The following is a 19,175-nucleotide window of genomic DNA, read 5'->3' on the forward strand; positions in this document are numbered from 1 at the left end:
CTCCTGAATTTATAAGGGATTAATAATCTAGGCCGTTGGGTATTCTAACATCTGCTCGAAAAAGGGGTCAAACTAAGGGGAGAGCATATCCGCAACAACTTCCACCATGTGCCCGGCTGTGTCAGCGGACTGTGTCGGGAACGGCGGTCAGGCGATCGGTCTCGAGAGCTTTTTCCATGGCCGTTATGGCCACTTCTAACTGGCTGTCCGTCGGCCGGCGCGTGGTCATGGCCTGCAGCCAGAGCCCGGGCAGTAGCAGCCAGTGGACGAAGCGATTGTTGTTGTATCGGGCTTCCAGTTTGATCAGCTCGTAGCTGAGGGCTGCTATGACGGGCAGTAGCAGGATGCGTGAGGCAATGCTGATCCAGATGGGAGGACGGCCCAGCAGGGCGAAGACGGCGATGGCCAGAACCAGGACTACCAGCAGGAAGCTGGTGCCGCAGCGCGTATGAGCGGTGGAATACTTCATCACGGCGGCCACTTCAAGCGGCGCTCCTGCCTCGTAGGCGTTGACGGACATGTGTTCGGCGCCGTGGTAGGCGAAAATCTCGCGGATGTCCTTCATACGTCCTATGACAGCGAGATAGACGATAAAGAGGATAATGCGGATCACACCTTCGATAACGTTGCTGAGAAACGCCGAGCTTATGAAGGGGTCCAGCAGCCTGGCTGCCAGCAGAGGCAGGACAAAGAAGAGCGCCACTGCAAGAACAACGCCCATGATCACGCTGCCCCAGATCATGCCCGGTGTTATCTTCTCCTGCTCAGTCTCCGTTGATACCTGCGCTGAGTACATCAGGGCACCTGTGCCCAGCACCACCGTTTCTATCAGGGCTATCACTCCCCGGACCAGCGGGACCTCGCGCCATTTGCCTTTGTACAGCGTGGCCAGCGGCCGGGTGCTGACCTCGATGCCTCCGTCCATCCTGCGAACTGCGATGGAGGTGTTGTTGCGGCCGCGAATCATCACGCCTCCCATCACAGCCTGGCCGCCGTAGTAAAAGGGCTTCTCTTTCTTCATCAGGCTAAAAAAAAGGGGCGGCCTTGGTAACCGCCCCTTTAAAGGTCAGATTGCGATTATCAGGCCTTTTTCTCCCTCTTGTATTTCTTATTGAAGCGCTCCACGCGGCCCGCTGTATCGATGATCTTCTGCTCGCCCGTGAAGAAAGGATGGCATTTATTGCACAGCTCAACCCTGAGCGTCTGCCTGGTGGACCCTGTGGTGAAGCTGTTGCCGCACGAGCAGGTCACCGTGGCATCGGGGAAATACTTGGGATGGATTTTCTCTTTCATTATTGCTGTCCCGGGTAAACACTGACCCTTTTCTTGTTCTTGGTATGGTGCTCGAATTTAACTATGCCATCGACCGTGGCAAAGAGAGTGTAGTCCCTGCCGCAGCCAACATTAGTGCCGGGATGAATCCTGGTGCCGCGCTGCCTGACGATAATAGTGCCGCTGTGCACCGCCTGCCCGCCGTAGCGTTTGACTCCCAGGCGCTTGGATTTGCTGTCACGGCCGCAGCGCGTGCTGCCGCCGCCTTTCTTGTGAGCCATTAGTTGTCACCTCCGCTGACTGCCTTTGCTCTGGTGGCTTTTTTCGGTGATTTGCCGCCCGGCTTAACGATCTCCGTGATCAACAGCCTGGTGTAAGGCTGGCGGTGTCCGGTCTTGCGGCGCTCACGTACTTTGTTCTTGTAGCGGAATACAATGATCTTGCGGGCTTTGCCTTCCTCAAGGCATCTGGCGATCACTTTTGCGCCCTGGACCTCGGGGGTGCCTATTACGACTTCATCGCCGTCGGCTATCATCAGTACCCGACTAAGCTCCACATCTTTGCCTGACTCGACGTGAAGAAGCTCGGTGTTAATGACCTGTCCGGCCCTGACCCTGAACTGTTTGCCGCCGCTCTCAACGATTGCATAAGAATTGCTCATTTTATCTATTCCCTGTGAAAAACGATAACCGTGTAAATATATCAGCCTGAAGGCGCGGTGTCAAATCTGACAGGCAGTCTAAAAAGCCGTGCATTTCTATTATGACAGTGAGAGGAATATGAAGGTTATTCGCCGGCGCTGCCCTCTTCCCGGCAGGCGATTTCGCAATGTCTCATATATACCAGGTCGCTGGTCACGGTGTCCCGGGCGAGGTATCCGCCTTCTACCTGGCTGACGACCATGAACCACCTTCCTGACTCATCCTGTATTCTCTTGGGTTTGTCCGAAAAATCCATATAACTAAGTTCCTTTTTCACATGTACGGTCGATAATTTTAGCACTTTCAGCCCGAAGTGCAATATCATAGCTTCAGGGCAATATCAGCCCCCTGTTCCACGGCGGCCAGTATCTTGCCCGGCTTGCAGGCGTCTCCTATCACATACACTTCGGGCACGATGTCTTTGACCTGGTCTCCGAGTGAGTCAGCCGGCACCGCTCCGGTTGCCATGACGATGGTGTCGAAGGGGCCGAGCCTCTGCTCCCCTCCAGGCGTATCTACAACGGCGAAATCGTCATCGATGGATTTCACGGCGGACTGTGTGAGTATCAGCACCTGCTTTTCCTGGAGCCGCCGGCGCAGGAAAAAGCGTGCGGCCGGTCCTATATCACGGGCTGTATGTTTGAGCATTTCGACAACGGTTACGGACACGTCCTTTCCCGCCAGGTAATCGGCTGTCTCGCAGCCGACCAGTCCGCCTCCGATTACCAGTACACAGATTCCGACCTCTTCCGAGGTCAGTGCCCTGCGTGCGCTCATCACCCTCTTGCTGTTGATGCCCGGTATATTGGGAATGGCGGACTCCGACCCTGTGGCTATGATCAGTACATCCGGCTTAATCTCCCTGACCATGTCGGCCGTCAGCGCCTGCCCGCACTGTATGTGTACTCCCATCTCACGGATGGCCTTGATACGGGAATGCGCCACTTCCTGGTAGAGGGACTTTGAGGGCGGTATTGCGGCGAGCTTGACCTGGCCACCCAGGTAGCCCTCCTTTTCGTATAGAGTCACTTTGTGCCCGCGCAGAGCTGCAACTCTGGCTGCTTCAAGGCCGCCCGGCCCGGCCCCTGCTATCAGCACTTTTTTAGGGGAAGATGTCTCAGGCTGAGAGTATTGCTCCTCTCTGCCGACTGCCGGATTCTGTATACAGGTTATAGAAGGCCTTAGCCAGATGGCAAGCCCTTCTATGCAGCCCTCATTGCAGGACAGGCATTTAACGATATCCTGCTCCCTGTCATCGCGAACCCTGGCAGGCCAATCCGGATCGGTCAGCGACTGCCTGCCGATATGCACGATATCTGCCTTGCCGGAGGCGAGGATCTCCCGGGCGACAGCGGGATCGTTGATGCGGCCGGTTACCAGCACGGGTACATCAAGGGCTTGCTTGAACTGAAGTGATGTCTGCGAGTTGAATCCCTGGGGCATATCCGGGGGCGCACTTGTCAGGTGGCCGGATTCGTATACGCCTATGGAAACATCGGCGGCGTCGATGCCGGCTGAGACCAGTTTCTTCATCATCTCGATGCTCTCAGGGACGGTGCGCCCCATCTGCACAGCCTCTTCGCCGCTGATGCGGAAGAGCAGGGGAAAGTCCGGACCGACCAATTCTCGGGCCCGCTTGACGATCTCGAGCGGAAAGCGCAGGAATCCGTCGGGCCCGCCTCCGTATCCATCCGTACGCTTGTTGGCATAGGCCGACATAAACTGGGCGATAAGGTAACCGTGGGCCCCGTGGATCTCGGCGGCGTCGCAGCCCGCCTCCTGCGCCCGCCGGGCGGCCTGCGCATATTTCTCCACCAGGTCATTTATCTCGGAGATGGTGAGCATCTGCGGCACCTGTCTTACGATGGGATCGGGTATAGGCGAGGGAGCTATGGGCTGCCTGTTATTGATAAAGAACGGGAAGGTGCAGCGGCCCGGGTGATAAAGCTGGACCGCGATCCGGGCGCCATATTTATGTACTGCGTCGGCCAGCTTCTTGAAACCGGTTATCAGGTTGTCGTCATGCAGGCAAAGCTGGTGTCCGCTGCCCAACCCCCTTTCACCATCCACAGCGGTCACCTCGATTATAATCAGTCCGAAGCCGCCCCTGGCGCGCGCCTCGTGGTATTTGATCAGCCTGTCGGAAACCCCGCCTCCATCGGCTGCGAAGCCCGTCGCCATAGGCGGTACGGACAGCCGGTTCTTGATCTCCAGCTTACCGATCTTGATGGGTTGAAAGAGAACCTGGTATTTATCTGACATGGAGACACTCCTTTGTACTGGCGCTATTTATTCGACTATATAGGATATCATTTCGCAGGCAGGGAAGGGGAAACTGCCGGCCTTTTCATATGGGGAGCAGGTTGAGAAGCGCGCCGACTGTGAGGCCGGAGAGAAGCATTATTCCCAGGGCTATGAGCAGGCTCTTCCATCCCATCTCCCTCAACATGATCGTGAAGGTAGCTATACAGGGGAAGAACATAACAAGCACAACGCTGCTGACGATGAGCTGTTTGGCGGATAGCTCGAGGGGCGCAAGCAGCGCCATCGCCGCGTCCATGCGGAAGAAGGCCACGAAAATGGCAGCTACAGCTTCCTTGGGCAGTCCCAGCAATCCGCTTACCACGGGAGCCGTGAAATCGGTGATGGCCTGGAAGACGCCGATCAGGTAGAGTACGTTGATTACGGGGACGGCTATGATCATGATCGGGACGGCCTCCACGATAAAGCCGCGCACCCTGATCCAGAGCTTCTCCATCATCATTTTCCAGGGCATCAGGCGGTAAGGATGTATCTCGATGAGGAGCTCGGGTGTAAAACCTTTAACCGCCCGGTTAAGTATGATACCGATAATGATCCAGACGGCCAGGAGTGTGGCGTAAATGATGGCAACGTACTGAAAACCGTGCTGTCCCACCAGTCCCAATATCAGGGCCTGCAGCGAGGCGCATGGCACGGCAATCGCGATCAGCGTCATGGCGATGAACCGCTCCTTGCGGCTTTCCAGCACGCGCGTGGCCAGCATGGCCGGCACGTTACATCCGAATCCCAGTATGGTGGGTATGATGGCGTAACCGTGCATGCCGAAGCGGTGCATGAGAGTGTCGATCATCACAGCCAGGCGGGGCAGGTAGCCGGTATCCTCCAGCAGTCCCATTGCGAAATAGAAGGTAATGATATAGGGCAATACCAGAGCGAATGGCACATACAGCGCCGTGGTCAGCAGCCCCCAGGATTCTATGAAATCGATCTGCCCGTCGAAAAGCCGGCCTATCAGGATATCATGCAGAAGCGGCACGCCGGCCGTCAGGCTGCTTATAACCGACACCACAGGCAGCCAGAATACGTTGAAAATGGGGTCGGCAATAAACTTGAACATTGCCTCGCCGCCATAGACTACGAAAGCGAAAACAGCCATAGCGACAAGTAACGCGATGATAGTCCCCGGCAGCGGCCTGACCGTGGCGTCGGCCAGCGTTTCTCCAAACGTGTGGTGGCGGTGGGTGACCTTCTGGACCTGTCCGATAATCTCACCGATGCGGGCCCAGCGCTCCTCCCTGGTGGCGGCGGGATTGGCCCGCATCACCGCCCGCGGAATGCTCTCCACCAGGTACTTGATACCTTCACCAGTGGTGGCCACAGTGGGGATCACAGGCACACCCAGCATCTGTTCAAGTTCAGCAACATTAATCTCGATGCCGATATGCCGGGCATCGTCCCACACGTTGAGGGCGACAATAATGGGGATTCTTTCCTCGAGGAGCTCGAGGGTCAGGTACAGGTCGCGTTCCAGGTTGGTGGCGTTCACCACATTGATAATGATGTCCCCGTCCCTCAGCATTTTTCTGGCCACTTCGCCGGCCTGGCCGGAGCTTTCCAGAGAGTAAACGCCGGGTGTATCTATGACCTCGGCGTTCTGATCGGCCACGCGCATATGTCCGGAGGAAAACCCTATAGCAGTGCCAGGGAAGTTATCGGAGGTCACCAGTGAGCCTGTCAGGCGTGAAAAAAGGACGCTTTTACCCGCGCCCGGATTACCTGCAAGAAGTATCTTCATCAACGAGCCCGTCCGGAATCACGAAAATCTTATCTGCGATGCCGCGGCCCAGTGAGAGCTGCACGTTATCGACGCGGATGGTGATCGGTCCGCGCAGATACATCGAGCAGAAGCGGGTTATGCGCTTGCCCGGACGTATGCCCATGGCTGTCAGCTTCTCCACCAGCCCCCGTCCGCCCTCCACCGCAGACACCACCGCCTGCTGGCCGTCCCGCATGTTTGAGAGCGAGATTACCGCGTTCTCCATACTTAACTCCGGCACCTGGGGCAGTAGCCGCTCAGGTTCACCTCGGCGTTGACGATGTCGAAGCGCCGGGCCTTGGCCACTTCTTTGCGTATGCGTTTGACAAGGGGATATTCGAACTCTATAACAGCGCCGCAGCTCAGGCACACCAGGTGGAAGTGTCCGCCGTTCTGCAGAGGCTCGTAGTGATGGTGCTCCTGGCAGAGATGACATTCTTCGACTAGGCCCAACTCCTTGAATTTGCCGATAGCCCGGTAGACGGTTGACAGGCTGATGCCCGGCATTCTGCGCCAGGCTCGGGCGTATATCTCGGCGGCGGCCAGGTGGCTCCCGCCTCTGCTTATGATATCGAATATCAGCCTGCGCTGGCTGGTGAGCCTGCTGCCCGGTTTCTTTAATATCTTTTTATCCAGTTTCACTGCTGACATTTTAATGCTAATGCGAATTATTTGCAATAAAGATTGTAGCTCTATTTGTTGTTTGAGATCAATCTGTGCGGATTTGCCAGGTTAGCCGGCGGCTTTCTCTCTACCCGGCTGCAGGCCTGGGGTATCAGGCTGCCGCAATCTTTATCAGGATGCCGCGTGCCAGCGCTGCCGCCCTTCCGCGGTGGCTGATCCGGTTCTTGATCTCCGGCGAAAGCTCCGCGATGGTCCTGCCATACTCCGGCAGGAAAAAGACCGGATCATATCCGAAGCCGTTGCTGCCCCTGGGCTTCATGGCTATATATCCCTCGCAGGTACCCTCGACCGTTTCAACAGCGCCGCTCGGATGGGCCACGGCAATAACACAGCGGAACCTGGCCGTACGCTTTGGTTGTGGGACGCCCTCGAGTTTGCTGAGCAGGAAATCCACCCTGTCTGCATCGGTGGCGTTGTCGCCGGCATAGCGGGACGAGCGTACGCCGGGCTCACCGCCCAGGGCGTCCACCTCCAGCCCGGAATCGTCGGCTAAAGTGAGAAGCCCGCCCAATTCAGCATAAAACTCGGCCTTGTGGCGGGCGTTCTCTTCGAACGTGTTATAGCTTTCGTCGGCTTCTTTGCTGATGCCGGCCTGGTCGAGGGTTACTATATCGAAGTCGAGGCCCTTGAGCAGGTCCCGGTATTCGGCAGCCTTGCCTTTATTGGTTGTGGCCAGCAGCAGCCTGGGCATATACCGATCTATAATTTCTCGAATCGCTTGGCCAGCTTCTTCATGACCTGGGGCATGGTGGTGTATTCCATCTCGTCCAGCGGCAGCCTGTGAGGCTCGAATGGGCCATGCCTCCTGAGCATATCGGCCATGTCCATAGCCTGCTGGCGGGCGTTGTTGAAAGCCACATCATCGAACATATCAACCGGACCAACCAGCCTGCCTTCGGCAAGCTGGAAGCCGGCGCCGATGACGCGCGGCGGGCCGTCGAAACGCGTGGGATTACACTCTTTTACGCTGACAGGGGTGAGCGGACCGTTATGTGAGCCGCGCATCCAGCCCTCCACAATGTGCGGGCGGGCAAAGGGTTCCAGCACCTCGCCCACGGCAGGGAAGATGCCCTGGGCCCGTACGATGCAGACAGGATCGTCCTTACCGACATAGCGCCCGGCGATGAGCGACAGTTTCTGTGTGGAAGAGGTAGCCGCTATATCACCGGTCTCGCGGGAGAAAACCGACTTAACCGTGTAGCGTGACGGCGCGCCGATGAAGACCAGCATGTCGTAGATCTCCTCGGGGCAATTGAACATGATGCGCTTGCTTTCCTTGACGTCATGGACCTCGAACTTGAAGCCGCCATGCATATTGGCCGAGATGACCAGGCCGATGGTGTTGAACGGATTGCAAAAAATCTCGTAGAGGGGCAGGTTCCAGGCGCCGGAGGCGGTCTTGTCCGCCATGAAGACGATGATCGGCTCAGCCTCGCGCTCGTTTATCTCCATCTCCGCCACGCCGGGGCCCTGTCCTTTGACATTGCCCGAGAAGGCATCGGACAGCAGGTCCTGTCCTGCGCCGTGAAGCTTTAATTTCTTGGCAACGGCGGTGCACCGCTGGAAGGCGTTCCACGACATTTCGTGTATCTTGCGATTGTCTACGCCCTTATTATGCGTCATGATGAACTGCAGGTCATCGCCGCAACGGGTGACATAGTAGTCGATGAGGAGGCCTGATTTTTTAGCTTTGGCCATGCACGCCTCGCCCTCGGCCATAAGATCCGGATGCATACTGCAGTGCCCCACCCATCCCCCGATGTCCGCCTTGATTACGCTGAGAGTGATTTTCATGGGGGCCTCCTTTAAGTTATTTAACGGCCCGGCGGCAAGTCCGCATGCTGCGGCGGATTTGCTTGCTTGAAGTGAATGCCCGGGCCGGCTGTCTGCCGTGTGGGGTCAATCCCTGAGTCCACCCGGTGTCGAATTTTAACAGAAGCCCGAATTGGGTGTCAAAGTATTGTGCGCGTTCAAAGAGATTAAGGCATAATGCGTTCTGTGTGGGGGCTGGAAGTACGAAACGGCTATTGCGCAATATATATAGCTATGGTAGATTTAGCCTGTAATGTAAAGGAGGTAGTGTCATGGAAATGATGGCTAAATACTGGTGGCTCAACCTCATACGGGGACTGCTGGCGCTGGCGCTGGGCATCATCCTGCTGGTAATGCCCGCCATTTTCTCTATCTTGCTGCTGGTGGCTTTTGTGGGCGCCTATTTTCTGGTCGACGGCATCTTCGCCCTGGTCTTCTTTTTCACCCATCCCCAAACCAATCACAGGTGGTGGATTTTTGCCGAGGGCATAGCCGGCATCCTGGCCGGGATAATAGTGTTTGTATGGCCGGGCATGACGGCGATATTCCTGCTCTATTTTATCGCGTTCTGGGCTCTGATAACCGGTATATTTGAGATCATTTACGCTATCGCTCAATGGAAGACCCTGCCCGGCAAGGGATGGATTTTAACCGGGGGCATACTCTCCATCATCATAGGCTGCATCCTGCTTTCTAACCCGGTGGCCGGCGCACTGGCGCTGATGTGGGTTATCGCTTTCTACCTGGTGCTTTTCGGCATAATGCTGATAATCTTCAGCTTCGTACAACTGGGAAAGGGCAAGTCTGCTGCGCCTGCAGCGACCGCCTGATGTTTTATACCGGATAACTGTCAATTTAAGTGGCGGGCCGGAGCTCCGGCCCACCACTATATTAATATCACCCGCCGCGGCATTACTCACGTGCTATAATTAGCCTGAGGATGAGTCATGGCGGAGGCCCTGCTCTACGATAAGCTGGACGACCGGCGGGTGCGCTGCAACGTTTGCCTGTGGCGTTGCCTTATCAACCCCGGCAAGCCGGGCGTGTGCGGAGTAAGGCGAAACGAAAGAGGGTCTCTGCAGCCGCTGAATTACGGCATGGTATCCTCGCTGGCCGCCGATCCTATCGAGAAAAAGCCCCTCTTTCATTTTTTCCCCGGCAGTTCCGTGCTTTCCTTCGGCACGATCGGCTGCAATTTCCACTGCATCCATTGCCAGAACTGGGAGATCGCCTGCATCAAAGATCCCGGTATTGCCAGGTACAATCTGCGTGAGATATCCCCGCAGGACGCCGTAAAAACCGCCGTTAAAAACGGCTGCGCCGGTCTGGCCTGGACCTATAACGAGCCAACCATCTGGTTTGAATACACGCTGGATTCGGCCAGGCTGGCTCATCAAAGCGGCCTCTATACAGTGTATGTGACCAACGGCTATATGACTCCGGAGGCCCTGGATATGCTCGGCCCCTATCTGGATGCCTGGCGTATCGATATCAAGGGCTTCTCCGACAAACTCTATCGCGACCTGGCGAAGGTCAGGCACTGGCGAAAAATACTGGATGTCGCCGAGAGGGCCAGGCATAAATGGAATATGCACGTGGAGGTCGTGACCAACGTCATACCGTCCATGAACGACGATGATAAGCAGCTCAAGGCGATAGCAGGCTGGATCAGGGAGGCGCTGGGCGAGCTTACGCCGTGGCATGTTACGCGTTTCCATCCCCACCGCCGGCTGTCGCACCTTCAGCCGACCGGGCTGGCGGCGCTGGAAAGAGCGCATGATATCGGGCGGGCGGCGGGCCTGCGCTTCGTCTATCTGGGTAATGTGCCGGGCCATGCATACGAGAACACGGTCTGCTACAAGTGCGGTGCGTTGGCCATTGAGCGCAGAGGCTATTCCATCAGCTTAAAGGCGGTCAAGGGATCCTGCTGCGCCGTCTGCGGGGCTGACCTCAATATCAGGACCAGTATAAGGGGGTGAGAGAATGACCAGGCAAGCTGCCGTGGCCGGCCAATTCTACCCGGGCCGGCCGGGTGAACTGCGGGACATGATCAGTGAGATGACCGATCCCAGGATGGAGAGGAAGGATGTCGTCGGTGTCGTATCGCCTCACGCAGGTTTTATATACTCCGGCCCCGTGGCGGGCGCGGTATTTTCGCAAATAAAATTCACGGACACATTTATTATCATCGGTCCGAACCACCGGGGAATGGGGAAACCGCTGAGCATAACTACGGGTGGCAGATGGAGCACGCCGCTGGGCGAGGTCCCGATAGACTCCGGGCTGGCAAAGGCCATACTGGCCGCCTCGGAAGGACTTGAGGAGGATACCCTTGCTCACCGCTACGAGCATTCTCTGGAGGTGCAGGTGCCGTTCCTACAATTTTTCAAGCCGGATGTGAAGATAGTGCCCATCGTGCTGGCTCAGGCTGCGCCTCAGGTTTACCAGGGGATAGGACGCTCTATAGCCGCGACGCTTAAATCCAGGAAGGAGGCGGCGGTTATAGTGGCCAGCAGCGATATGACGCACTATGAACCGCATGAGAGCGCGAAGGCCAAGGATAAGAAGGCCATTGAAGCTATTCTGAGTTTGGATGCCGATGAGCTGGTCAGGCGCATCGGCCAATATGATATCAGCATGTGCGGCTATGCCCCCGTTATCAGCCTGATTGCGGCGGCGCTCGAGATGGGCGCAGACAAGGCGGAGCTGGTCAAATACCAGACCAGCGGCGATACTTCGGGGGACTATAGCAGTGTGGTGGGATACGCGGGAATAATAATCGGCAGGTAAGAGGTATAAAATGAAGCAAGAGATGCATCCTTTGGCAAAGCTGGCCAGAAAGGCAGTGGAGGGTTACGTCAACGGCCGCCGTATGGTGGAGCCGGATGAGCTTGCTCCCGAAATGAAGGAGCGTGCCGGTGTTTTCGTCTCCCTTAAGAAGCGCGGCCAGTTGCGCGGCTGCATCGGCACCTTCGAGCCGACCCAGCCCAGCGTGGCGCAGGAGATAATTCAGAACGCCATCTCTTCCGCAACCGGGGACCCTCGCTTTAGTCCGGTCAGGCCTGACGAATTAGACCAGGTTGAGTACAGTGTCGATGTGCTGACGTCTCCGCAGCCGGTGGATGATAAGGCTCAGCTGGATGCGAAGAAGTACGGGGTAATAGTAGAGGCCGGACGCCGCCGCGGTCTGCTTCTGCCCGACCTCGAGGGTGTGGACAGCGTGGACATGCAGATAGACATCTGCCGCCAGAAGGCCGGCATATCCCCGGCGGAGCCGATCAAACTCTATCGTTTCCAGGTCAGGCGATACAGGTAAAAAGCGGTTGCTATACCCGCAGCTATCTGTTAAGGTATATATCAGAAGTATGAAGCTGGTAGTAATAGGTATCGGAGATTGCGGCTGCAATATAGCCGCGGAATTCGTCAGGCTGGGCCAGCGTGCCAGGGCGGAGACCGGCGTGGATGTGATAGTGAGGTCATACGCCATTAATGACGATGTGGCCGGATTGGCGGCCCTGCGCAAGGTGGGTGATAAACTGCTCACCATTCAGGTGCCTGCCATAACCGCTCCGGGCAGGGAAACCGAGGTGGGGGCGGAGTTGATGCGCGCCAACGGCGACCGCATTATAGCCACCATGCGCGCAGGAGAGTTTTTCGAGACGGATGCCTTCATGCTGGTGGCCGCCAGCGCGGGCTGCGTGGGCTCAGGCGGCATATCGATTCTGGCCAGGAAGCTGAAGGAGCGCTATGTCAATAAACCCGTCTATGCATTGATCGTGTTGCCGTCGACCGCCGAAGGCAACGTGCCTTCCAGCGTATACAATACGGCGCTCTGTCTCAAGTCCATCGATAAAGCATCCGACGCGGTTTTCCTTTTTGACAACGAAAAGGTGATGTCCGAGGCCAGCGTGAAGTCGGCCGCGGGCAACGATGCTCTCAACAGGGAGATTGTATCTCCCTTTTTCGATTTACTGCGCGCCAGCGAGAAGGTCGATCCCAAATTCCTGGGCACCAGCAACATCGGCATTGGCGACATCATCCAATCGCTCAATGGCTGGAGCGCCATCGGTTACGGCCGGGCGCAGATATCGCCCGCGGGGCTGGCGCTTTTCAGGCGGGGAGACCACTTCGAGAGCAAGGGCGAGGAGACCATCAAGGCCATGGAGGCTCTGAGCTCCGCCCTCAGCCACTTCTCCATACAGTGCAGGCTGGAGGACGCCCGCAAGGCATTGTATCTGCTGTGTGTGCCCGGTAAAAACGCCAATATCAATATGACGCGGTCAGTGGGCAACCGCATGCGTGAGCTAACCAATAATGGTGAGGTGCGGGGAGGAGACTTTTATGGCGTGAAGGACCACGCGGCGGTGACGCTGGTAGCCTCGCGCATCACGTACCTTGATAAAGTCAAGGACTATTACGAGAGGGCCTCGGCACAGGTCGAGGAGCTCAAGAAGAAAGAGACGCAGGAGCCATGACCCTCTTCGACCTCGGCTCGCCCGGCCTGAAGGGTGATAAAGGCGCCGGGTCAGCGCCGGGTCCCCTTTCCAACGATTCCATGCCGCTGGCTGCGCGTATGCGACCCCGCAATTTCGCCGAGTACGTGGGGCAGCAGCACATCATCGGCGAAGGGAAGGTATTACGCCGGGCCATAGAGTCGGACCAGCTGCCTTCCATCATACTATGGGGCCCGCCCGGCAGCGGCAAGACCACGCTGGCTCAGGTAATCGCCAATGTATCCAGCTCATTTTTCGTTCCTATGAGCGCCGTGACCGCGGGTGTGGCCGACCTCAGGAGGGTCATCGACGAGGCAAGGCGCAGGCGCAAACAGACGGGACAGCGCACGATACTCTTTATCGATGAGATACACCGCTTTAACAAGGGCCAGCAGGACGCCGTCCTGCCCTACGTGGAGAACGGCGAGGTGACCTTTATCGGCGCCACCACCGAGAACCCGTCGTTCGAAGTCATATCGGCGCTGCTCTCTCGCTGCCGTGTTTATACGCTCAACGCGTTGTCCGATGAGGAGATAGGCGCCATCGTGGAAAGGGCGCTTGCGGACGCCGAGAACGGGCTGGCCGGGCTCAAGATAAAGCTTGCCGATGACGCCCGCAGCACGCTGGTCACCATGGCTAACGGCGATGCGCGAGTGGCCCTCAACGCCCTTGAGATGGCCGGACAGGCGGTCAAACCCGGCGCGGACGGGCAGCGTAGTGTGGAGCTGAAAGATATCGAGGAGTCCCTGCAGAAGCGTGCCCTGCTCTATGACAAGGCGGGGGAGCAGCACTACGACCTCATATCCGCCCTGCATAAGACGTTGCGCGGATCGGATCCCGACGCGGCTTTATACTGGCTGGGACGCATGCTGGAGGCGGGGGAGGACCCGCTTTATATCGTACGGCGGCTTATACGCTTCGCCTCAGAGGATGTGGGCATGGCCGATCCCCAGGCGTTGGTGGTCTGCGTTGCCGCCCAGCAGGCCGTGCACTTCATCGGTTTGCCCGAAGGCAACCTGGCGCTGGCCCAGGCCGTGGTATACCTGGCCACCGCGCCTAAAAGCAATTCGCTTTACACGGCATATGGACGGGTGCAGAAGGACGTGGAGACAACGCGCAATGATCCCGTGCCGCTGCACCTGCGCAACGCCCCCACCGGCCTGATGAAGGACCTGGGTTACGGCAAGGGTTACAAGTATGCTCATGAATATGAGGGGCATTTTGTAGAGCAGCAGAACCTGCCGGACTCCATGAAGGGAAAGCGGTTTTATTTCCCTTCAGAGCAGGGATTCGAGAAGACTATTCTGGCCCGGCTCAAGATATGGTGGGGATCGAGAATGGAGAAGAAGGAATGAGGCCGCAACAAATCGTCTTCCCCTGCGGCGGTATCAAATTGGAGGGGCTTTTTTACAGCGTCGAGGCCGGTGGTTCGGCGCCGGCGGTCGTTGTCTGCCATCCTCATCCGCTTTATGGCGGGACGATGCATAACAACGTCACCTATGCCATCGCCGATGCCCTGATGAAAACAGGAATCGCTGCGCTGCTGTTTAATTTCAGAGGGGTGGGCGGGAGCCAGGGCAGCTATGGGGGCGGCGTCGCGGAACAGCAGGATGTCGGGGCCGCGCTGGACTGGTTGGGATCGGCGAAGGGAGTGAGTGGAGACAGGATGGGCCTGGCCGGTTACTCATTCGGCGCAGGAGTGGCTTTCCCGGTCGGCTGCCGCGATGCCCGGGTGAAGTCCATAGCGCTGGTGTCCCCCTACTTCGAGAGCCCACCTGTCTCGTTGTTCAAAGGCTGCCTGAAGCCCAAGCTTATGCTGGGCGGCAGCCTGGATGACATGGTGCCGTGCGGTGATGTCGAAGCGTATGGAAAAGAGGCGGCGGAGCCTAAAAAGTGCGAGATTATCAAAGGGCCCGACCATTTCTGGGGAGGCTATGAGGGATTGATGGCGGAGAAGGTCGCGGGCTTTTTCAAAGAGACAATGTAGGGGCGGGTTTTTAAACCCGCCCGAATTGGGCGCAGCTAAAGCAACGCCCCTACGTAACACCCCTACGGAATATACCCCTTGCCCTGCATATATCTGATGCTGGCCCGGGCATCTTCGACCTGTAGCGGGTCTTTGGAAAGCTCTATTACCTTCTCCAGATCTGCTGCCAGCAGGGTATAGTAACCAGGATTTTTAGTCTGCTGGGCCAGTATGTCATAAGCTGCGGCGCGGTTGATATAGTTCTCGGGGATGGTGGGATCGATTTCAATCGCTTTGTTTATGGACGCAAGCCCGTTTTCTATGTCGGCATTTGTAACAAGTATTTCGCCCAGGGTCGCATGTTTAAGGGCTGATTCAGGGTCGAGCTCAACTGCTTTCTGAGCGTCCTCCACCGCATCGTTAAGTAATTGCTTTCCACGTTTGGATATCGCTCTTTCCAGGTACATGCTGGAGATATCTACGTGGAACGGGTCCCCCGTTACCAACGGCGTCTTCGAACTCGATGCCAGCACCAGGGCGCGGTTCAGGTCATCCAGGGCCTTATCGTAATCCTCATTGGCGTTATTCAGATGGCCCCGGTACAAGTAGGCCATCGGATCGCTGTCGTCCAGCTCCACGGCCTTGTTCAAATCCGCCATAGCATTCTGCGGCTGTTGAAGTACTACATAGACAAGCCCGCGCATCTTGTAGGCGTCGGCCATATCGGGGTCCAGCCCGATGGCCCTGTTGAAATCGGTTATGGCCTGCGTGAAATCGGCGTTATTTACGTTCACTTTGCCGCGGTAATTATAGGCGGGCGCCAGGTTGTGGTTGATAGCCAGGGCGGCATCCATATCGGAAAGGGCATTCATCATATCGCCTCTGGCATAGTAGGCTGCTCCGCGGTTGAAATAAGCGTCGTACAACTTGGGATTAAGCTCAATAGCCTTGCCGGCAGACTCTATAGCCTTATCCCACTGGTGGTTCTGCACATACAGCCAGCTCAGGTTGGTGAAGGCCATGACGGCCTTGGGATCGAGCGAAACAGTCTTATCCAGGTCGGCGATGGCCTGCTCGTATTTCTCTTTGGCCAGGTAGGCGAAAGCGCGGTTCTGGTAGTTGTCCGCCCGGCTGGGATCGAGCTGTATGGCTTTGCTGAGGTCGGCGATAGCCAGGTCCCATTCCGCCCTGGCGTTGTATACAGCGCCGCGGTGCGTATAGGCTGCTACCAGATTGGGATTGCTTTCGATGGCCCTGGTATATTCGGCGATGGCTTCCACGAACTGGCCGCGGTCGTAGTATGTATCTCCCTGCCTGAGATATTCAGCGCTGGGATCGCCGCAGGACGTAAGTACCAGGGAGGCTGCAATAATCAGGGCCATCAGGCTTCCAATTCTACTCATAGGGTCGCACCTTCCAGTTAATATACTTCGCTGTGTTGTGCCGGGGATAGGCCGGCCTTCAGGGCAGGCGTGTATAATTTATATAGCATAGCAAATTATTTCTTTCAGGGGGAAAAACAACCTGGATTTTATTCCACGGGCAGCCTTTTTGAGAAGACAAGATCATCGATCTGCCGCCGGAGTTCCTCCAGCGTGCCTGAATTGTCCAGGCAATAATCCGCCAGGGCCTCCGCCCTGCTGATCTGGAACTCATTCTCCTCATTCCTGTCCTGCTCCTGGAAGGCCTCCAGTGTCAGCGGATCACGACTTTCGCCGCGCAACCTGACGCGCTCAAAGCGTATAGCAGGATCCTTGATATCCACCCTGACCAATATAAAACCGTCGCCGAACATTTCCTTCATGACGGCCACGTCCTCCGGCGACCTCACGCCGCTGATGCCCGCCACCTTCCAGCCCCGTTTTTGTATCTCCTGCCCCACCATGCGCACGAAACAACCTCTTCCCATCTCGGTAAAGCAGCGCCTGGAAATGGCTGCGAGGTTTTCCCTGGTGCCCACCACTCCCTCTTGTTGTGCCATCTGCCGGACTATATCGCCGGTGGAGATATATGGCACGCCGTACCTGTTGCGCAGGTGCTTGAGCACCTCGTCCTTGCCCGAGCCTATGTCGCCCACAACACCGATGACTTTCATTTCACGGTATATTAACATTTTGAGTTCATTATTTCCCGCTTTTTTGGAATTTTACTCTGCAAACATAGTAGAATAACCGGACTGTCAATCGGAAGGAGGCATGCTTTGGACGTTATCGATGCCATCAACAATCGCAGGAGCATACGCGGATTTAAGAAGGACCCGGTGCCCAAAGAGATCCTACACAAGGTGCTGGAGGCCGCCGTTCGCACGCCATCCGGCATGAACACACAACCCTGGGAGTTCATGGTAGCTACCGGCAAGGTGCTGGATGAGATTCGCGAGGAGTGCGGCAGGCTGTTCAACGAGCATACCATTCCCACCAACGATATGCTGCGCAACCCATACGAGGGTATATACCGCCAGCGCCAGGTTGACCTGGCTATCGAGATATTCAAGATCGTCGGCATCAAGCGCGAGGACAAGGAGGCACGGCATAAATGGATGCTGCGCGGAATCCGATTCTTCGAATCCCCCTGCCAGATCGTGATATGCGCCGATAAGGAGATGCATTATCACCTGGATATGCTGGGGATCGGCGGGGTCTGCCAGACAATTGCATTGGCCGCCATGAAGTACGGCCTGGCGACCTGTATCGCCGACCAGGGTATTTTATACGATCAGGTCTGGCGGAAATTCGCCAAGATACCCGACAGCAAGAGGCTGGTAGCCGGCATTACTATCGGCTATGCCGATCCAGGTTTTCCCGTCAATGACATGGTCACACCGCGCGAGCCGGTGGACAAGATAACCACCTGGGTTGGATTCTGAACTGCTTTTAATAAACAGGGAGGTTGAAATATGGGTGATACCAATAAACTGCCGGAGATAGGTCCGCAGCAGGTAAAGGATGCCTTTACCTTCACCGACGAGGTGGTGGAGGGATATCCTAATCGCCTGACCGGCACCGAGTCCTGCCATAAGGCCGGACGCAGGATAGCCAGGGAGTTCGAGAAAGTCTGCGATCCCGGCTCGGTTAAAATCGAGGAGATCACCACGCACCCGCTCAGTTTTCTCAAGTATATACCCGGCATGGTCGTGCTTTATTTCGCCTGCATGCTGCTGTGGTATTTCGTCCCCTCCCTGGTCTGGATTTCCTTTGCCGGCCTGGCGCTGGGCATCTTCGTCTTCTACGGGCAGTTTGTCAGGTACTGGCACCTGCTGGACCCGTTGTTCCCCAAAGCTAAAGGCTATAACGTCTACGGCTCGATCGAGCCGTCGGGCGAGGTCAGGCAGCAGGTCATCGTCTCGGCCCATCACGATGCCGCATACGTTTTCCAGATACTGGATCGCCTGCCCAAGCTCTATTCACCGCTGCTGGCGGGCGGGGTCTTGCTGCTGTTCGTCGGCCTGCTGGTGACGCTGGCAGCCGGCGTGCTACTTTGTTTCGGCATTATTCTCCCTCAGTGGGTGGCGCTGGTGCTGCTCATACTGGGCATATTCGAGATTCCCTTCCTGTTTTTCACCACCGGCCAGGTGGCGCCGGGAGCGGGCGACAACATGATAGCCGTAGCCATTGCCGCCGGCATCGGCCGGCTTTTCGGCGATGACAAGAGAGCGGGAAACAATCCGCTCAAGCACACCCGGCTGATCATACTATCCTTCGATGCCGAAGAGTGCGGATTGCGCGGCGCGCGCGCCTGGATCAAACGCCATCTGGAGGAGCTCAAGAAAACAAAGACCTACGCGCTCAACATGGATACGATATACAAGCTCAACAGTCTCAACTTCTTCGACGCCGACCTGAATTCGACAGTCCCACTGTCGAAAGAGATGGCGCAGCAGTGCGTGGATATCGCCGGGGAGAAAGGCTACAAAGCCTTCATCTCGCGCATGTCGCCCGGCGGCGGCAGCACCGATGCCGCGGCCTTCGGCGAGGTCGGCATCGAGGCTACTAATTTATGCGCTATGAGCTTTATGGTCAAGGATTACGACCAGAACTGGGTGTATCACACACATAACGATTTCAGCAAGTATATCGAGCCGGAAGCTGTGGAGGCCTCGCTCAAGGTGGTCCGGGAGTACATCCTGAGGAAAGATTCAGGCTCGTAGATTGCCGGCTGCGCTCGAACAC

The 19,175-nt window shown here is 56.9% G+C and carries 22 protein-coding genes; 9 read left to right on the forward strand and 13 right to left on the reverse strand.

What is annotated here, in order from left to right:
- Positions 1-121 precede the first annotated feature (121 nt).
- The 11 genes from WC359_08410 to fbp all read right to left on the reverse strand — a co-directional run bounded on the left by WC359_08410 (position 122) and on the right by fbp (position 8,529).
- Positions 122-1,021, reverse strand: coding sequence for a DUF1385 domain-containing protein (locus WC359_08410; protein ID MFA5400446.1), 900 nt, complete (start codon positions 1,019-1,021; stop codon positions 122-124).
- 59 nt (positions 1,022-1,080) lie between these two features.
- Entirely contained in the window at positions 1,081-1,293 is a 213-nt protein-coding gene (gene rpmE / locus WC359_08415) for a 50S ribosomal protein L31 (GenBank protein MFA5400447.1), read from the reverse strand.
- The gene (gene rpmA / locus WC359_08420) at positions 1,293-1,553 is read right to left on the reverse strand and encodes a 50S ribosomal protein L27 (GenBank protein MFA5400448.1); all 261 of its coding nucleotides are present in this window, start codon (positions 1,551-1,553) and stop codon (positions 1,293-1,295) included. Before rpmA ends, rpmE begins: the two co-directional genes overlap by 1 nt.
- Positions 1,553-1,933: a 50S ribosomal protein L21 gene (gene rplU / locus WC359_08425; protein ID MFA5400449.1), complete on the reverse strand. Its 381-nt coding sequence runs from the start codon at positions 1,931-1,933 to the stop codon at positions 1,553-1,555. Before rplU ends, rpmA begins: the two co-directional genes overlap by 1 nt.
- 125 nt (positions 1,934-2,058) lie before the next feature.
- Positions 2,059-2,229, reverse strand: a complete 171-nt coding sequence (locus WC359_08430) for a hypothetical protein (GenBank protein ID MFA5400450.1) — start codon at positions 2,227-2,229, stop codon at positions 2,059-2,061.
- Positions 2,230-2,294: 65 nt separating this feature from the next.
- Positions 2,295-4,235 carry an NAD(P)/FAD-dependent oxidoreductase gene (locus tag WC359_08435; protein MFA5400451.1) on the reverse strand — a complete coding sequence of 647 codons (1,941 nt, stop codon included), beginning with the start codon at positions 4,233-4,235 and terminating at the stop codon, positions 2,295-2,297.
- Between the two features lie 85 nt (positions 4,236-4,320).
- Positions 4,321-6,030, reverse strand: a complete 1,710-nt coding sequence (locus tag WC359_08440) for a ferrous iron transporter B (protein MFA5400452.1) — start codon at positions 6,028-6,030, stop codon at positions 4,321-4,323.
- Positions 6,008-6,277 (reverse strand): FeoA family protein, encoded by a 270-nt coding sequence (locus tag WC359_08445; GenBank protein MFA5400453.1) that lies wholly within the window; start codon positions 6,275-6,277, stop codon positions 6,008-6,010. The genes WC359_08440 and WC359_08445 overlap by 23 nt, the downstream gene beginning before the upstream one ends.
- Positions 6,278-6,279: 2 nt before the next feature.
- Complete coding sequence (locus WC359_08450; protein ID MFA5400454.1) at positions 6,280-6,702, reverse strand: Fur family transcriptional regulator; 423 nt, start codon at positions 6,700-6,702, stop codon at positions 6,280-6,282.
- Positions 6,703-6,826: 124 nt separating this feature from the next.
- Entirely contained in the window at positions 6,827-7,426 is a 600-nt protein-coding gene (locus WC359_08455; GenBank protein MFA5400455.1) for an XTP/dITP diphosphatase, read from the reverse strand.
- An 8-nt stretch (positions 7,427-7,434) separates the two neighbouring features.
- A complete protein-coding gene (gene fbp / locus WC359_08460; GenBank protein MFA5400456.1) occupies positions 7,435-8,529 on the reverse strand; it encodes a fructose-1,6-bisphosphate aldolase/phosphatase in 1,095 nt (364 codons plus the stop codon).
- A 290-nt stretch (positions 8,530-8,819) separates the two neighbouring features.
- On the opposite strand from fbp, the gene WC359_08465 reads away from it, so the two are divergent.
- The 7 genes from WC359_08465 (at position 8,820) to WC359_08495 (ending at position 15,027) form a co-directional block, all read left to right on the forward strand.
- Positions 8,820-9,377, forward strand: coding sequence for an HdeD family acid-resistance protein (locus WC359_08465; protein ID MFA5400457.1), 558 nt, complete (start codon positions 8,820-8,822; stop codon positions 9,375-9,377).
- 117 nt (positions 9,378-9,494) lie between these two features.
- The gene (gene amrS / locus WC359_08470) at positions 9,495-10,526 is read left to right on the forward strand and encodes an AmmeMemoRadiSam system radical SAM enzyme (GenBank protein ID MFA5400458.1); all 1,032 of its coding nucleotides are present in this window, start codon (positions 9,495-9,497) and stop codon (positions 10,524-10,526) included.
- Between the two features lie 4 nt (positions 10,527-10,530).
- Complete coding sequence (gene amrB, locus WC359_08475) at positions 10,531-11,337, forward strand: AmmeMemoRadiSam system protein B (protein MFA5400459.1); 807 nt, start codon at positions 10,531-10,533, stop codon at positions 11,335-11,337.
- 10 nt (positions 11,338-11,347) lie between these two features.
- On the forward strand, positions 11,348-11,863 hold the full coding sequence (gene amrA, locus WC359_08480) for an AmmeMemoRadiSam system protein A (GenBank protein ID MFA5400460.1): 516 nt from the start codon (positions 11,348-11,350) through the stop codon (positions 11,861-11,863).
- 49 nt (positions 11,864-11,912) lie between these two features.
- On the forward strand, positions 11,913-13,022 hold the full coding sequence (locus WC359_08485; protein ID MFA5400461.1) for a hypothetical protein: 1,110 nt from the start codon (positions 11,913-11,915) through the stop codon (positions 13,020-13,022).
- Positions 13,023-13,102: 80 nt separating this feature from the next.
- Positions 13,103-14,395: a replication-associated recombination protein A gene (locus WC359_08490; GenBank protein ID MFA5400462.1), complete on the forward strand. Its 1,293-nt coding sequence runs from the start codon at positions 13,103-13,105 to the stop codon at positions 14,393-14,395.
- Complete coding sequence (locus WC359_08495) at positions 14,392-15,027, forward strand: CocE/NonD family hydrolase (protein MFA5400463.1); 636 nt, start codon at positions 14,392-14,394, stop codon at positions 15,025-15,027. Before WC359_08490 ends, WC359_08495 begins: the two co-directional genes overlap by 4 nt.
- A gap of 62 nt (positions 15,028-15,089) precedes the next feature.
- On the opposite strand, the gene WC359_08500 is transcribed toward WC359_08495, so the two are convergent.
- Positions 15,090-16,409, reverse strand: coding sequence for a tetratricopeptide repeat protein (locus WC359_08500; GenBank protein ID MFA5400464.1), 1,320 nt, complete (start codon positions 16,407-16,409; stop codon positions 15,090-15,092).
- A gap of 128 nt (positions 16,410-16,537) precedes the next feature.
- Entirely contained in the window at positions 16,538-17,119 is a 582-nt protein-coding gene (locus WC359_08505) for an AAA family ATPase (protein ID MFA5400465.1), read from the reverse strand.
- Positions 17,120-17,206: 87 nt separating this feature from the next.
- On the opposite strand from WC359_08505, the gene WC359_08510 reads away from it, so the two are divergent.
- The gene (locus WC359_08510) at positions 17,207-17,872 is read left to right on the forward strand and encodes a nitroreductase (protein ID MFA5400466.1); all 666 of its coding nucleotides are present in this window, start codon (positions 17,207-17,209) and stop codon (positions 17,870-17,872) included.
- A gap of 30 nt (positions 17,873-17,902) precedes the next feature.
- On the forward strand, positions 17,903-19,153 hold the full coding sequence (locus WC359_08515) for a M28 family peptidase (GenBank protein MFA5400467.1): 1,251 nt from the start codon (positions 17,903-17,905) through the stop codon (positions 19,151-19,153).
- Positions 19,154-19,175: the final 22 nt, after the last annotated feature.

This window comes from Dehalococcoidia bacterium, assembly GCA_041653995.1.
Lineage (GTDB): Bacteria > Chloroflexota > Dehalococcoidia > GIF9 > UBA5629 > CAIMUM01.